Below are 14,551 nucleotides of genomic sequence, written 5' to 3'. Positions count from 1 at the left end.
GCTACCTTCAAGTCCCGCAGCCGGGGACGGCTGGACGGGACGCGCACACGGACAAGAAGGCGTTGCGCGCTGGGCGACCCGCAGGGGCGTGCGGGACACGGGCCACGCCTTTGAAACAGGGCGCGGCCCACGGGAAACGGAGTCAGTCAGGCGCCTTTGCGGCCGCTGCTACGCGAGCGCGAAGCGCCACGCTTGGGCGTACCGGATTCGACCGGCAGCGTGCCTTTGCAGTCGGGGTAGCGACTGCACGACCAGAATGGGCCGCTCTTGCCGGTGCGCTGGCGCGTCGGTGCGCCGCACTGCGGACATGCTGGCCCATGGGGAAGCTTGATGGACAGGGACATGCTGCCGTACTGCGCGATCAACTGCGAAATCCAGGCGGCCTGCTTGCTGAGGAATACGTCCAGGGTGAGCTGTCCGGCCTCGATCATGTCGAGCGCCTGCTCCCACACCGCCGTTGTGCCGGGGTCTGCAATCGCTGCGGGCACGGCGTCGATCAGCGTGAACGCCGCATCCGATGCGCGAATGGAGCGACCCTTCTTCACGATGTAGCCACGGGCGATTAGCACGCTGATGATGTTGGCCCGCGTCGCCTCGGTGCCGATGCCCGTCGTGTCCTTCAGCTTCTGCTTCAGGCGCGGGTCGGTTACGAAGCGCGCAATGCCCTTCATTGATTTGACCAGTTCGCCCTGGGTATAGGGCTTGGGCGGCATCGTCTTGAGCGCCTTGATCTCGGCCTCGGCCACCTGGCACGCCAGGCCCTCACGCAGTGGGGGCAGCACCTGGCTGCGCGCCGCGTCGACGCAGTCCTCGTCCGCTTGCGGTTCGGCCAGCACCAGACGCCAGCCCTTGATGACCACCTGTTTACCGGCGGCCACCAGCGTCTGTCGGCCGCAGGAAAACTCAGCCACGGTACGGTCGAACTCGTGGTGCGGGAGGAACTGCGCCAGGTAATGCGCCCGGATCAGCCGGTACACCGCCAGTTCCTTCTCGCTCAGAGCAGAGAGGTTCGCGGGTTCGAGCGTCGGAATGATGCCGTGGTGCGCCGTGACCTTGCCGTCGTTCCAGGCGCGCGAACGCTGGGAGCGGTCGAGCTGACTCATGATCGGTCGCAGCGACGGGTCGGTTTTGAGCAGGCTGTCCAGGACGGCGGGCACCTCGGCGAACATGCTTTCGGGCAGGTAGCCAGAGTCCGAGCGCGGGTAGGTCGTGGCCTTGTGCGTCTCGTACAGGGCCTGGGCGATCTGCAATGTCTCCTGCACGTCCAGCCCGAGCTGCCTGGAACAGACCTCCTGAAGCGTCCCCAGGTCGAACAGCAGCGGCGGGCCTTCGCGCACGCGCTCGGTCTCGACCGACACCACCTGGGCGCTGCCCGCAGCACGAATCTGCTGCGCCGCCTGCTGGGCGACCGGCTGTTGCAGACAACGACCGGCGTCGTCGGTGCAGCCATCGGGCGCAACCCACTGCGCGGAGAAAGCCTGACCCTCTGCGGACAAAGACACGTCGATGGCCCAGAACGGCACCGACTTGAAAGCCGCGATTTCGCGGTCGCGATCCACGACCAGCTTCAGGGTCGGGGTCTGGACACGTCCGACCGACAGCACGCCGTCGTAGCCCGCCTGCCGCCCGAGCACCGTGAACAGACGGCTGAGGTTCATGCCGACGAGCCAGTCTGCCCGCGAACGCGCCAGCGCCGAGTAATACATCGGCAGCGTATCGGACGACGGCCGTAGCTTGCCGAGCGCGGTGCGGATCGACGCATCGTTGAGCGCCGACAGCCACAAGCGTTCGATGGGGCCACGGTAGCCGCACAGGTCGATGATCTCTCGGGCGATCAGTTCGCCCTCGCGGTCGGCATCGGTGGCGATGACGAGATGGGTCGCCTTCGCCAGAAGCGCCTTGACGACCTTGAATTGCGTGGCGGCCTTCGGTTTGACCTCGACCCGCCACTGCTGGGGAATGATGGGCAACTGTTCCAGCGACCAGCGCTTGAGCGCCGCGTCATAGACCTCGGGTGCTGCCGCTTCTACGAGATGGCCGATGCACCAGGTGATGGTGATGCCGGAGCCGTTGAGGCAGCCTTCACCGCGCCGCGTCGCGCCGAGAATCCGGCCAATATCCTTGCCCTGGGAGGGCTTCTCGCACAAGAACAGCCGCATGTCCGTCCATCCGATTTCCGTGGTTCATTGAGTTGCTGGAATCGAGGATGCCGGGCACCGCCAGGGGCAGCAGCAAACAAGTCGCAAGCGGTGGCGACCACTTTCACAGGATGGAATGGCTGGGGCGGAGATGGCGTGCAGCCGGGGTGTGCGGGCCGGGAGCCGCGATTTTCGGGAGCGCATGGAAGCCGGTGGACGTTGATGGAGCTATCCCCTGGGGATAGCTCGCGAGAGCATGGAACGGCGAACAGTGGCCGGCCCATGCCGGGTCACTTCCTACGCCGCGGCTCTTTTGGCGCAGCCGGTTCCTGGACTGCCTGGGACTTTGCCTCCGCATCCTGCGGCTTCGGGCTGAGGGTCACGGACTCGATGCGGAACGGCAGGATGCCGACGCTGCGCGCGTTGATCTGCCAGGTCTCGCGTGGCTGATCTTCGTTGTCCGTCCAGGGCTCGCGCTCCATGCGGCCGACGACCAGCACGCGCATGCCTTTCTGGTAGAGGTTTTTCCAGTGCGCGGTGTCACGGTGCCAGATTTCCACTGGCGCCCAAAAGCCGCCGCGATCCTCGAAGTCGCCGCCTTTGGTGGGAACGGGGTTGTCGAAATACACGTTCAGCCGCAGCAAGCGCCGCGGCTCGTCGTTGCCGTTGGGGAACTCCCGGTACTCGGGCGGGGAGCCAATGTTGCCTTCGCCCCAAAAATGCGTGCTCATGTTGCAATCTCCATGGTGATTGAAATACCCGAGCCGCGTCGGCGTCGGGCGCGTACTGGGGTGTCCGGTGTCATCACCGATCACGCATTCCAGGTGGGATGGACTTGAGCCTGCGCAGGTAGGCGTCTTCCGCCTTGGCGGCCTTGCTGGCGCACTCCTGGGCCTGCCTGCCCAAGGTGTGCAACAGGCTGATCTGCATGTTCAGCGTGATGCGCTGAAGCTCAATCGCGTGCAGCTCGGCCAACAGGTTGACCGGCGTGCCGATGTTCGCCATCAATTCCTGCCACAGGGCTACGCCCATGGCTGAGCGGTCGTGCTTGCGCCAGCGCAAAAACGCCGTGCCTGCGCCAGTGGTTTGCTGGGCCAACTCCACGGGCAGCAGGTGGAAGGGATGCCCGACTGCCTGTTGCAGCACCTGCCGCTGCGCCAAGCCAATCAACTCGTCGCGCATGGCGAAGCACTGGCTGGCCCAGCCCTCAAGATCCCCCTTACCCTTAAAAGGCTTTAAAAGGCCTTTTAGAGAGGCAGCGTGTTCCAGCTTCATGAAGGCAGCCTGTTGCAGGCCCTGGAAGTAGCGGGGTTCGCGGTTCGGATCGCTCATGCCTGCTCGCCCTCGACCTCGCCGGCGCCGACCTCGGGCACCGCGCCGGTGGCGGCCTCGTCGTTGGGGGCAGGCGCTGCAGCAGGACTCTCAGCACGCTGTTGCAGGCCACGGCGCACGATGGGCGGCGCGAACTTCGAGCGGCGCGTGCCTTCCAGCACGTCCTGCGGCAGTTCGCCGAATTTCTCCAACGCCGCCCGTGCTGCGGCGTTCTTCGACACGAAGTCGTCGCGCGTACAGCCCGAATAGCGGTATTGCTGGGCCAGCGAGAACAGGCTGCGCAGTGCATGGGCGCCCTCGTTGAGCCAGCGCTCCAAGGTGCTGCGGTCGATGAGCGCCGTGTGGTGGGCGAGGATCAGTTTGCGGGCGATGTCGTCGTAGTCGGCCAGCAGATAGACGGCGGCAAAGCCGAGCTGCGCATTGACGAACAGCGGCAACTTGACGGGCTGCACGTTGAGGTTCTCGCCCAGGCTGAGTGCCGGCGGCACGCTTGCCAGCGCCTGATCCACCTGCTCGCGCAGCGATTGCAGCGTGGTCTTGGTCTGGTCGAGCTTGACCTCGATGCGCAGCATCCACCAGTCCGAGTACGGGTCGTCCTGCTCCGAACCGCGCCGCATCTTGTTCATTTGGGCGATGTAGCCGTTCAGGCCGACGATGCCGGGTCGCCCCTCGGCGGCGGCACGGCCATGCCAGATGCGCGAGGCGTGGTGGGTGTGAAGCGTCAGCGACATCGCGCTGCGCAGGGAACCGAGATTCAGTTGCAGAGGTTCATTGGTTGCCATGGTGTCCGCTCGTTGTGTGGAAAGGAGCGGTCAGCTTCGGCAGGAAGCGGAAGGCCGTCAGTCAACAAACCGAAACCTGCCAGACCCCGGTTCAGCGCGTGGTGGCCGCCTGCGGCGCGAGCTATCCCCTGGGGATAGCTCCATGGAGCGCCAGCGAACGCTGCACGTCGGGATCAGGGCGGACAACGCCGATGCTGCTGCAGATGTTCGAGGCGAGGCCTGCGACTGCACGGCATCCGCCCCAACGGTGGAACTATCCCCAGGGGATAGCTCTACTGGCATCCATGGGCGTCCACTTCACCGCCTTGTCGGTCGTCTCACTTGCTGGCGAGCAGATCTCGCAGTCGCTCGATGTGCTGCCTGGCGACTTCTGGTGGCACCGGCTTACCCTGCGTTTGGGGTGGTGGTGCGGGTGGTGGCCGTTCGTTTGGCTGAGTGGGTGCCGGTGGCGGGTCTTTCTTGGCCCAGGCATTGAACTCACCGTGGATGGCCCGCTGGATGATGCCGAACAGATACCCAGCGGGATTGCGGATGCCGTGGTTGCTACAACGCGCGGCCCATTCGTCCAGCACGTCCTGCCTCAGCGAGGCATCAACCTGCTGCAATGCCACCTTGGCACCCGCCTGCTGTTCCGCCTTCAGTTGCGCAAAGCGCTTGGGCCATTGCAGATCGTCCAGTGCGCGCGCCTGCGCAGTAGTACGTATTTCATTAATACAACTACTACGTACTGTACGGGCCTGCTTCGGATTCCGAAGAGAGACGTCTGGCGCGGGTTTCGGCCCTGCTTCGGAATCCGTAGTGGGGCGTTCGTCATTCCGAAGAAGGCTCGGAGCCCCTTCTTCGGAATCGTGAATGGCGTCTTCCTGTGGATAACTATCGCTGGCCGTAAGGTCCTGGTTGGCGAGGCGTTCGGCCATCACCTGCAACCGTGACGGGAGGGTGCGTCCGGCCAGCAATGGGTCTTCACCGATTTCCTTGAGCGTGTGCAGGCCCACGATCTGCACGGCCTTGGCAGAATGGCCGAGCGCCTGGCTGACGAGTTGCAGGTAGTCCGGGTCGAGCTGCATGGCCTCGAACGGTGTCAGAGGTTCGTCGTGCAGCACGTACAGATTGCCGAGGATGCGGCCAGTCTTGGGGTCACGCCGTCGCCGAACCAGGCTCAGCCAGCGGGTCAGGCGCATCAGTGTCAGCGCCCGTGCCACGGTTTCATGCGAGGCCTGGCCTGCGCAGGGCATGGACGCCAGCCAGGGCCGCAACTGCTCGTAGGTGGGAAATGCGGTCACACCATCGTCGTTGAGCATCAGCCGGAACACTTGCCAGGCGTTTCGTTCCAGCGGCGTCAGGCGGCGGTCGAGGAACAACTTGCGTGGCACCGTCTCGTGCCGGTTGCCACTGAAGAGGAAAGCATCGCCGGAGGTAGGCGTGGGCGACTGTGCCGGTGTAGGCGCAGGTGCGCTGGGGGCGGGCTTGGGCGCAAGGTCTTTCAGCGCAGCATCGAACAGCTCTGCGAGTGCGATGGGGCCTTGGCGTCGGACTCGTGGTGCGGTGTCGTCCACGGCCATGACTCAAGCCAATCCCTGATCGACCCAGCCCTTGATCGAGGCCCAGACCACCGACAGAGGCAGCGACATGCCTTCGGCCAAGTCCATGGCGGCATCGAGAATGGAGGTTTCGTCTTCGAGATCGACCGTCCTGCTGTTGGTCACGGCCTTCCATTGCCGCCACAGCTCCGTGTCCTGCTCCTCGTCCAGCACGGGATGTCGGCCCTTGCGCTTGGGCAGACCGAGGATTTCACGGCGAAGCGCTACTTCCTGATGCGTCAAGCCATAGAACTTGCTGACCATCTCCGTGCTCGCGCCCAGCCTGAGCATGCGATCGACTGTGGCGATTTCCTTCTCCACGTCCTGCGCCTGCTGGAGCAGCCGCCGCAGCACTTCGCGGTTGACCGTCACTGAGCACCAGGAGACGTTGGCGTTGGCCAGCACGCTGATCAGCGCGGGATGCTTGAGGGCGTCCAGCTCTGCCTCGCCAAACCCCATCAGTTTGCAGCGGCGCAGTTGCCCATTGCGCAGGTCATAGAGGGCCTGGGCGATGACAGCCTGGTTGAGTGGGTGTGCTGTGGACATGCTGGCCTCCCTCGCTTAGGTTCCAGAGTCCGCAGCGCCGGCTTCGAGATCGAGCAGGCGGCGGGCCAGTCGCAGCAGGCGGAACAGCTTGACCAGCGCGGTGTCGCTCAATCGTCGGGTTACGTCGCCCTGGCCGTGCAGCAGCGCCGGCAGGTCGATGACGAGTTGCCCGTTGTCCAGACCGACATCGGCGGGCTGCTGACCGGCCAGGCAAGCCAACAGCGTATGGACGGCACGGCCCAGCGGCGCTGGGTTTGTGGTGCGAGCACGGCAGGCGAAGCCGATGCCGTCTGGGCGGTCATCGATGCACTCGCCCAGGTCTGCCTCGACCGCAATCTCGCGGGCAAACTGCGCGACGTGGATGCGCAGGTGCTCGGGTGTGTCCAGGCCGGGGGCGATGTACCAGACATCCGAGATCGGATAGAGCCCGCCGGCCTGCACCGGGATGGACTGCAAGACATTCGCCGAGAAGTCGTGCGGCAGTGGATCGCCCAACTGGTCGGCGACCATGCGCTGGATGGACTCAAGCCGTTCGGTCGTCGGCGCTGGCGAGACGATGTGCTCCCGAAGCACGTCGTCATCTACCGCCGGACTGGCTGCGCCAGAATGACTGGCGTCCGCGTCGCTCTCGCCCGTCGAGGGCGTTGCCGTCGGCCTCGCAGCAGGTGGCGCAGTATCGGCCGGTGGGCGCGCGATGGCTTCTGGCTCTGGCAAGGCAGGCGGCGTCGAGGGCGGCGTCGGCTCGCTGACCAAGGCCCGCTGGCGGCTCTCGGACTCGGTCATGTCCAAAGCGAGCACGTCGTAATCGACGTCCAGCAATTCGGTCATCTGGCCGATCAGCTCGTCCTGTACGCGCTGCGCAGAGAACTCGTCGGCCTGGACATCGAATTGCGACAGCACATCCTGAAAGAACTCGTCGAAGTCCTGAACCAGTGAGCGGCCTTTGGCGTAGTGCTCCCAGGTGCGCTCGCAGGCCTTGCGCATGACCGACAACCGCTCGACCTGGTGACGCCCCAGGCCGGCGTAGAGCACGGTCGGGATTGCGGGCAGCAGGTAGCGTACGGCGTCGGCCATCCGGCTGATGTGCGACTGCTGCACGGGGTATCCGTCCGCGGCCAGGCGGCGGGCCAGCTCGGACTGGCTCAGGGTGGAGCGGATTTCCAGTTCGTAGAACTCGCGCGCTTTCTCGACGCCCAAAGCGCGCTCAATGAAGGTGAGGCCACCGCGCAGTTCGTTTTCCGCAAGATGTCCGGTGAGCGCGACGATCTCGCCACGCTCGGGCCATGGGCGGAACAGGCATGAGACCCGAAAAAAACGTTCGTCCCGGGTCTCCGACCAGAGTTCGCGCAGGATTGCCAGTCGCGTGTTGCCGCCATTGCGGATGATGTAGTGATCGTCGCCGGGCCGCCGGGTGATGGCCGGAGCCGCGTCCAGGCCACGCTCGCGGATGGATGCCTTGATTTCCTCGTACACCGGATTGCGCTTCTTGCGCGGGTCGTGGTCGTAGGGGCGCAACTGGTCGAGCGTCACGACCATGGGCGTGTCGGCGATCGGGTCGCTCAAGGTCGTTGCTGACGGGCCGCTGCGCTCGAACCCGGACGCAAGCAGTTTGCCGGCCATCTGCTGGGAGGTGATCTCAGTCATGGCCGCCCCCCTGCGCTTGGGATCGGGTCTCGCGCTCGGCACGACGGATCTGCGCACGGGCGTTGAGGGCTGCCCGGTGATCGCTGGCCGTCGAACTGGTGTAGATCGCGGCGCAGCCTGCCTTGGTGAACTTGAGGTGACCGCCCGCCGTGCGCTTGACGTGCCAGCCTTCGCCGACGGCGAACTCGATCAGGGCGCGCAGCCGATTGTGGCCTCGGGCCAGTTCATGTGCGTTCGCCATGGGGCCTCCTGATATCAAGAGGCTGTGGCGGACGGCCGGACACTGCGGCCAATCGATCCTGCCACTGCGGGAACAACTCGTCGGCAAGATCGCGCATGGTGGTGAGCGCGGCGGGAGCGACTCTGCCCACTGGCTGGCGGTACTCGACCCGATGCACCGGCAGGCCGCGCGTCGCGGCCCGCGGATAAGCCTCAATGGCCGGCACGTCGGTAGCCAGAACCCGAATGCCGGTGTGGCCCTGGAACAGATCGCGCAGCGCCTGCTGGATCAGCCGTGCGTTGGCGGACACCGGATGGACGCGGTTGATGAGCAGGTGCAACGGCGGCGGCTCGATGCCCAGGTGCCGGTACGGCGCAATGTCCGCCAGCAACTGCATGGTGCCGCGCCGCAGTTCGCGGGCGGCGAGGATTTCCGGGGTCACGGGCGACAGCGCGAGGTCGGAGGCCAGCACCGCCATCTCCAGCAGCACCGAGCGCGCGCCCTGGGTGTCGATCAGCACCAGGTCGTAGAGGGGGTTCAGTATCGGCAGTAGGTGTCGCAGCCGCAGTCGCCCGTCTGGCGCGTGCAGCAGCAAGGTGTTCAGTTCGCCTCGGTGGTCGTTGGAGAGCACCAAGTCCAGGCCCGCGATGATCGTGCGGGACACAAGCTGGCCGAGGTCGCGCTCGTTGAAGGCCAGCAATTCATAGATACCGCCCGGCGCACGATGGGCCAGCTCGTAGTAGGAGGACAAGGTGGGCTGCACATCGAGATCGAGCAGCAGCACGCGCAGCCCGGCGTCCGCAGCGAGACCGCCAAGGTTTGCGGCCGTGGTGGTCTTGCCGACCCCACCTTTGGTTGAAATGATGGATACGACCTGCATGGCGTTCTCCGGGTCAGGATGGAAAGTCCGCGAGAGAACGGGTCAGGCCCGGTTGTTGACGCGCTCGTCGATCCACTGATCGATTTCGATGGAATCCCAGCCCACGGCGCGCACGCCCAGACGCAGCGCCTGCGGGAACTGGCGTTTCTTCATCAGGTTGTAGATGTGGGCGCGCTTGAAACCGGATTTCGCTTCGACTTCTTCCAGGCGCAGGATGCGGCGTTCGTTTGGCTGCAGTACAGGTGTTTGCGACATGGCGGTCACTCCTGAACGCTCAGTGGCGTTTGTTGGCGTGACCTCTATTCAATAGACACGGCTGCGAAAAGACATTGCAAATGCAATCCCCGCGACTGCACATACAAGCTGGCAAATCTCAGAGGGAGGCGCTACGCAGTCGGCGCCTGGCGGTGGCGAACTTGCCGTTCAATGTCCGCTCCGCGATGCCCATGGCGCCGCTGTGATGGGCAACCAGCGCGCTGACCACGGCCTCCTGCGTCTTGAAGCTGGAGTACGGCGTGCCCGATGGCGACTGGCCGAGCATCAGCTCCAACAGGCCGCCAACGATGTTCAGGTAGGTGGCCTCGGCCCGATCACTGATCGGACACTGCGCGCATGCCGAAATCACCGTCGACTGCTTGAGCAGCGCGTCATGCTTGTCCTGCAACTCGCGAAGCTGACGTTTGGTCTGTTCCAGGGCGGATTTCAAAGCCTGGCGTTCGACCAGCATGGCTTGCCCTGTTTCTAGGGAGATGAAGGGATGGATGATGCGCTCGCTGCGGGAGAAGAGAAAGCCGGGCCGCTGCTCGGGGTAGTGCTGGCGCATCCAGCACTTCAGATCGACATGGCGTACCGTCAGATCAGGCGATTCGATCAACGCGGTGTCGCGTGTCGTGATGCCATGCTGCCCGAAGGGCAGTTCCCCGTTGAGGATGCCGTCATAGATGCGGTCGGTGTACAGCCGCAGTTCGCCCAAACGCGGACAGTCCAGCGACTGCGGCAGATCCATAGGCGACGAGACCGAAGCCAGGATCACCTGCTCGTATCGCAGCAGTCCGGCCCAGCGGATGGACGCTTCGAGCGGGCGGTAGAACACCTTTGATGTTGGTGCATCATTTTTGTTCTCGTGCATGCTCCGTCTCCTTCCAGGAGAAGAACTACAGGGCCGACTGCTTTTGCAGCCGTCCTCATGGTCGGCCTGTTGTCCGCGCAAGACGCGAGTGATGACGCCCGCTTTTGATGACTTCTGATCAGTTCGCGCAACGAGTAGGCGTTGTGTGCTCGATGTGCAAAAATCCATCGGGCACAAGAAAACCGAGCGTCTGTCGCGGCTCGACAGTGACGCTTGCGCTATCAGGATCGTGAGAAGTGGCTGCTCTCGCAAAACCGTATCGGTATGGTCTGATGCGCCAGCGGTTTCAAAAAGCGGCAAACGCTCGGAATCTATTGATCGGGGCTTGAGATTGGCAACGAAAATCCGCTGGTGTCATATCCGATCGAGATACTGATATAGCGAGATAGCATTACCGAGAAGTCGCCTATGGTGACTGCCGAGCGCTGATCCGACGCTAAACGCTGCCTGCCAAAACGTGGAAATTGCGAGTTGGCCGCGCAGAAGACGGATGGGTGGCCATGCGAAGCGATCGACGTTCCCTCCTTTGACCTTGACCGGACGGTGCTGCCGCCCGGCCTCAGCTCAACGGGCGACGGGATCTTCGGGCATATCAACCAACATTGCCGTTTTTACCAGGCGCTCTACAGTCTGCCTGGCCAGCACCGGAGACGCCTCCGATTGCTCTGCAAGCTCATCGGTTTCTATGGCATGTGCGGCGACCAGTCGAGCTGCAAGATGCAGGTTGGTCGGATCGACGGCCTCGATGACTGGACACTTGCCCAGGGCATCGTATGGCCGCAGCAGTGCGTGATAGATGTGCCAGGTGTCGATACCGCGCGGCACCAGCTTCAGGACAGCCTGAATCAGCTTGCGCTTGATGGGGTCGAGTTGCCAGTCCGGGACGCGCTGCCCACGGTGACCCAGATGGATCGACAGGAGATTGCCGGCCTGAATCTCGTAAGTGATCCAGCGGCGGGACTTGCCAACCAGCTTGGCGTAATCGGCCACCGACAGGTTGTGGGATGCCTCGAATATCTCCAGCAATTGCAAGCGCTCGCGCTGCACCTCTGACAGCGTGGGTCGCGCGTACTCGGGCAGATGCACCGCCGAAAGTCGATAGACGGAAGCTGGAACCGCTGGTGCATCGGGTGCAGGCGCAACGATCAACTGAGGGGCGTTTGGATTCAGGGCGGGCGGCTGCGCTGCCGCCTGTCCGGCGATTGTGGGCAGGCCCTGCAACGTGATGGTCAAGTGCGTGCTGGCAACTTCGACCTGATTCTGCTCGAACAAGTCCAGCCGGTCGGCCCAGTCCTGCATCATGACGCGGCGTTGCTCGACGTACTCGGCGTGGTTGTAGGTCGCGCTGATCCGATCCGGATCGGCATGCGAAAGTTGGGCGTCTACCCACTTGGGCGGATACCCCAATTCATTGAGCGCAGTCGAGATGGTGGCGCGAACGCCATGCCCAGTGAGTTGGTCTTCATAGCCCATACGCTTGAGCGCGCCATTGAGCGTGTTCTCGCTCAGAGGGTTTTTCAGGCACCAATCACCGGGGATGAGATACACCTGTGCTGGCTTCAGATTTCCCAGCAAATGACGAACGACCTCTTGTGCCTGCAACGACAGTGGCACGATGTATGGCGGGATGTCGGCGAAACGCTGGCGCTTCTTCTTGGTGAGCTGCTTGCGTTGCTTGAGCCTGACAACCGGGATGATCCACAGACCGCGCTCCAGATCAAACTGATCGGGCGTGGCGTAGCGCAATTCACCGGTGCGCACGCCCGTGAGCAGCAGCAGACGTAGACCCAGTTGCGTATTCAGGCGACCGCTGTACTTGCGCAACGTCTGCAGCATTGCCGGCAGCTCGGGCATGCGCAAAAAGGGATTGTTCTCCACCGGGGGCAGCGGCATCGCCACCACGTCCAAATCCTTGGCCGGGTTGTCGCCCATGTTGGGCACCACCACCGAGGCGTAGGTGAATAGCTGGCTGAACCAGGTGCGCAGCTTCTCGGCCACCGACAGCGAGCCACGCTTTTCCACTCTGCCGATGATGTCCAGCAGGTGGGCACGGGTAACGTCGTAGATGGTCAGGTGGCGCAATACGGGAAACACATCCTTGGCGAAGACGCGCCCGATCTGTTTGGGCGTGCTCTGGCGGCCCTCATTTTCCAGAGAGAGGCTGCGGTGGGCCAGCCATTTGTCGTAGATGGCCTGGAAGGTGTGCTCGCCCGCCAGGACGATGGCGTGGCGCTTGCGCTTGCGCTCCGAATGCGGGTTGATGCCCTTGGCCAGCATGGCCCGGGCTTCGTCGCGCAGATGACGGGCGTCTTTCAGGGAAAGCGCGGGATAGCCACCGAAGGACATGCGCTCGCGCTTGCCGCCCCAAGTGAAGCGGAAGTGCCAGGCCTTGAAGCCGGTGGCGGAGATGTAGAAGTAGAGACCGTCGAAATCGACAAGCGAATACGCCTTGCCGGTCACCTTGGCCTGTCGAACCTGGAGGTCTGAAAGCATGAGTCCAACTCCTGCGAAGCGAGTTGGATGCCATGTTCCCGACGGAACCCCGGCTCCTCCAGCAACAATACGGTTTTGGGGACCTCCGTATTGCCAGTGTACCGCTCAACGTACCAGTTAGAACCGGCTGGGAGTGGATTTCGCTGGATGTCAGTGGATTGAGATCAGGTAAAAATCTCAATCCTGACAATGACTTACGACGTTCCCTGGCGTTCGGTGGAAGTCCCTGGAAAGTCGAAGTGGAGCGGGCGAAGGGAATCGAACCCTCGTAGTCAGCTTGGGAAGCTGAAGTTCTACCATTGAACTACGCCCGCAACAGCCGTAACTGTACCTGATTCGCGCGGGACTATTCGACTTCGATCACGGCAGCAATTTCCACGGCAACGTTGCCCGGCAGCGAGCCGGCGCCGAGCGCAAAGCGCGCATGGCGCCCGGCATCGCCAAACAGCGCCACCAGCAAATCAGAGGCCCCGTTCGCGACTTTCGGATGATCGCCAAACTCCGGCACCGCGTTGACGAAACATTGCAGCATGGCAACGCGGCGCACCCGGTTGAGCGTGCCGAGGTGGGCGTTGACCAGTGACAGGATGGCGAGCACGCAATTGCGCGCGGCAGCCTGCCCCTGCTCCACGTCCAGATCGCGACCCACCTTGCCGGCGAAGGCAAGCTGGCCGTTCTCGCGCGGCACCTGGCCGGACACGTAGAGTGTGTTGCCCACCTGCACGCAGGGCACAAAGTTCGCAATCGGCACGGCGGGAACGGGCAGCGTCAGCCCAAGCTCGGCGAGACGGGCGTCGTAGTTGTTGGCGGTAGTCATTTGGCGGAATCCTTTGCGCTGGCAATGGGGAGGGAAGGAAAATGCACGGCATCGGTGTTGGCGCCGCACAGCAGCACACCGATCCGTTGGCCCGGCTGCACGGCGACGCGCCCGCTCAACAGGGCGGCAACGGCAGCAGCGCCGCCCGGCTCGGCGACGATACGCAGCACCCGCCACAGCGCCTGCTGCGCCGCGACGATGGCCTCATCGCTGACCAGCGCGACGTGATCAACGTAGCGCTGGGCGAACGGGAACATCAGCGTGCCGACCTGTCGCGGTGCCAGCGAGTCCGCCGCGACACCGCCCGCCGGCGCCTCGACCGGGTGCCCAGCCGCCAGCGCGTGGGCAAGCGTCGGCGCCGCTTCGGGCTCGACACCGATCAGTCGGGTACGGCCCTGATACCAGGCCGCGATGCCGCCGATCAGGCCGCCGCCGCCGACAGCGACCAGCACAGCGTCCAGCGCTGGTGCCTGATGCTCGAACTCGAAGCCGACCGTTGCCTGCCCGAGCATGGTCTCCGGCTGGTCAAAGGCGTGGATCGCCAGCGCCCCGCTGTCACGCTGAAAGTCCTCGCTCGCGGCGAGAGCGTCGGCGTAGCGATCACCGACCACCCGCAGCGTGGCGCCATAGGACGCAATCAGCTCCCGCTTGCCCGGCGGACAGACGCCGGGCACGAAAATCGTTGCCTGCTTTCCCATGCGTCGCGCGGCATAAGCAACCGCGCAGCCATGATTGCCGCCGGACGCCGCGACGACACCGGCTGCGGGAATCTCGCGCGTGAGCAGATGGGTGAGCGCACCACGCGTCTTGAACGATCCGGCGTGCTGGAGATATTCCTGCTTGAGCACGAGGGTGACGCCCGGCAGGCCGAAATCATCGCCATCGACCTCCAGCACCGGCGTCTGGCGGACGTAACCGCGCAGCCGTTGCGCCGCCTCACGTATCTGCACTGTCGTCAGTGCGATGGTCATGTCTGCTCCTAAAATGCGA

Annotated in this window: 14 protein-coding genes and 1 tRNA gene; all 15 read right to left on the bottom strand. The window is 64.0% G+C overall.

The genetic code is table 11. The annotated features are described in order from the left end of the window. Positions 1–146: 146 nt before the first annotated feature. Entirely contained in the window at positions 147–2,159 is a 2,013-nt protein-coding gene (locus tag FKL89_RS00580; RefSeq protein WP_023124756.1) for a DNA topoisomerase III, read from the bottom strand. Positions 2,160–2,428: 269 nt separating this feature from the next. After that, positions 2,429–2,869: a single-stranded DNA-binding protein gene (locus tag FKL89_RS00575; protein ID WP_023124755.1), complete on the bottom strand. Its 441-nt coding sequence runs from the start codon at positions 2,867–2,869 to the stop codon at positions 2,429–2,431. Between the two features lie 73 nt (positions 2,870–2,942). Continuing rightward, entirely contained in the window at positions 2,943–3,470 is a 528-nt protein-coding gene (locus FKL89_RS00570; protein WP_023124754.1) for a DUF3158 family protein, read from the bottom strand. After that, positions 3,467–4,252 carry a PFL_4669 family integrating conjugative element protein gene (locus FKL89_RS00565; RefSeq protein ID WP_023124753.1) on the bottom strand — a complete coding sequence of 262 codons (786 nt, stop codon included), beginning with the start codon at positions 4,250–4,252 and terminating at the stop codon, positions 3,467–3,469. Before FKL89_RS00565 ends, FKL89_RS00570 begins: the two co-directional genes overlap by 4 nt. 317 nt (positions 4,253–4,569) lie before the next feature. Beyond that, positions 4,570–5,814: an STY4528 family pathogenicity island replication protein gene (locus FKL89_RS00560; RefSeq protein WP_156860841.1), complete on the bottom strand. Its 1,245-nt coding sequence runs from the start codon at positions 5,812–5,814 to the stop codon at positions 4,570–4,572. Positions 5,815–5,817: 3 nt separating this feature from the next. Then, positions 5,818–6,378, bottom strand: coding sequence for a DUF2857 domain-containing protein (locus FKL89_RS00555; protein ID WP_022579830.1), 561 nt, complete (start codon positions 6,376–6,378; stop codon positions 5,818–5,820). Positions 6,379–6,393: 15 nt separating this feature from the next. Then, positions 6,394–8,022: a ParB family protein gene (locus FKL89_RS00550; protein ID WP_033940618.1), complete on the bottom strand. Its 1,629-nt coding sequence runs from the start codon at positions 8,020–8,022 to the stop codon at positions 6,394–6,396. Next, positions 8,015–8,263, bottom strand: a complete 249-nt coding sequence (locus tag FKL89_RS00545) for a hypothetical protein (RefSeq protein WP_022579828.1) — start codon at positions 8,261–8,263, stop codon at positions 8,015–8,017. Before FKL89_RS00545 ends, FKL89_RS00550 begins: the two co-directional genes overlap by 8 nt. Beyond that, on the bottom strand, positions 8,247–9,122 hold the full coding sequence (locus tag FKL89_RS00540; RefSeq protein ID WP_022579827.1) for a ParA family protein: 876 nt from the start codon (positions 9,120–9,122) through the stop codon (positions 8,247–8,249). The genes FKL89_RS00545 and FKL89_RS00540 overlap by 17 nt, the downstream gene beginning before the upstream one ends. Before the next feature lie 42 nt (positions 9,123–9,164). Next, positions 9,165–9,377: an AlpA family transcriptional regulator gene (locus tag FKL89_RS00535; RefSeq protein WP_014603611.1), complete on the bottom strand. Its 213-nt coding sequence runs from the start codon at positions 9,375–9,377 to the stop codon at positions 9,165–9,167. A 118-nt stretch (positions 9,378–9,495) separates the two neighbouring features. After that, complete coding sequence (locus FKL89_RS00530; protein ID WP_156860840.1) at positions 9,496–10,251, bottom strand: hypothetical protein; 756 nt, start codon at positions 10,249–10,251, stop codon at positions 9,496–9,498. A 564-nt stretch (positions 10,252–10,815) separates the two neighbouring features. Beyond that, positions 10,816–12,744 carry a tyrosine-type recombinase/integrase gene (locus FKL89_RS00525; RefSeq protein WP_156860839.1) on the bottom strand — a complete coding sequence of 643 codons (1,929 nt, stop codon included), beginning with the start codon at positions 12,742–12,744 and terminating at the stop codon, positions 10,816–10,818. A 240-nt stretch (positions 12,745–12,984) separates the two neighbouring features. Further along, positions 12,985–13,058 (bottom strand) — tRNA-Gly (locus FKL89_RS00520). Between the two features lie 32 nt (positions 13,059–13,090). Continuing rightward, positions 13,091–13,561: a RidA family protein gene (locus FKL89_RS00515; RefSeq protein WP_156860838.1), complete on the bottom strand. Its 471-nt coding sequence runs from the start codon at positions 13,559–13,561 to the stop codon at positions 13,091–13,093. Beyond that, positions 13,558–14,532 (bottom strand): threonine/serine dehydratase, encoded by a 975-nt coding sequence (locus FKL89_RS00510; protein ID WP_156860837.1) that lies wholly within the window; start codon positions 14,530–14,532, stop codon positions 13,558–13,560. The genes FKL89_RS00515 and FKL89_RS00510 overlap by 4 nt, the downstream gene beginning before the upstream one ends. Between the last annotated feature and the right edge of the window lie 19 nt (positions 14,533–14,551).

Origin of the sequence: Casimicrobium huifangae, from assembly GCF_009746125.1 — a bacterium.
GTDB lineage: Bacteria > Pseudomonadota > Gammaproteobacteria > Burkholderiales > Casimicrobiaceae > Casimicrobium > Casimicrobium huifangae.
This window is presented reverse-complemented; position numbering and strand designations above follow the sequence as displayed.

Excerpts from the sequence above, each read along its gene's own strand:
- FKL89_RS00570 (WP_023124754.1), bottom strand. The coding sequence starts at position 3,470 with ATGAGCGATCCGAACCGCGAACCCCGCTACTTCCAGGGCCTGCAACAG.
- FKL89_RS00550 (WP_033940618.1), bottom strand. The coding sequence starts at position 8,022 with ATGACTGAGATCACCTCCCAGCAGATGGCCGGCAAACTGCTTGCGTCC.
- FKL89_RS00580 (WP_023124756.1), bottom strand. The coding sequence starts at position 2,159 with ATGCGGCTGTTCTTGTGCGAGAAGCCCTCCCAGGGCAAGGATATTGGC.
- FKL89_RS00525 (WP_156860839.1), bottom strand. The coding sequence starts at position 12,744 with ATGCTTTCAGACCTCCAGGTTCGACAGGCCAAGGTGACCGGCAAGGCG.
- FKL89_RS00535 (WP_014603611.1), bottom strand. The coding sequence starts at position 9,377 with ATGTCGCAAACACCTGTACTGCAGCCAAACGAACGCCGCATCCTGCGC.
- FKL89_RS00540 (WP_022579827.1), bottom strand. The coding sequence starts at position 9,122 with ATGCAGGTCGTATCCATCATTTCAACCAAAGGTGGGGTCGGCAAGACC.
- FKL89_RS00510 (WP_156860837.1), bottom strand. The coding sequence starts at position 14,532 with ATGACCATCGCACTGACGACAGTGCAGATACGTGAGGCGGCGCAACGG.
- FKL89_RS00530 (WP_156860840.1), bottom strand. The coding sequence starts at position 10,251 with ATGCACGAGAACAAAAATGATGCACCAACATCAAAGGTGTTCTACCGC.
- FKL89_RS00575 (WP_023124755.1), bottom strand. The coding sequence starts at position 2,869 with ATGAGCACGCATTTTTGGGGCGAAGGCAACATTGGCTCCCCGCCCGAG.
- FKL89_RS00515 (WP_156860838.1), bottom strand. The coding sequence starts at position 13,561 with ATGACTACCGCCAACAACTACGACGCCCGTCTCGCCGAGCTTGGGCTG.
- FKL89_RS00555 (WP_022579830.1), bottom strand. The coding sequence starts at position 6,378 with ATGTCCACAGCACACCCACTCAACCAGGCTGTCATCGCCCAGGCCCTC.
- FKL89_RS00560 (WP_156860841.1), bottom strand. The coding sequence starts at position 5,814 with ATGGCCGTGGACGACACCGCACCACGAGTCCGACGCCAAGGCCCCATC.
- FKL89_RS00565 (WP_023124753.1), bottom strand. The coding sequence starts at position 4,252 with ATGGCAACCAATGAACCTCTGCAACTGAATCTCGGTTCCCTGCGCAGC.
- FKL89_RS00545 (WP_022579828.1), bottom strand. The coding sequence starts at position 8,263 with ATGGCGAACGCACATGAACTGGCCCGAGGCCACAATCGGCTGCGCGCC.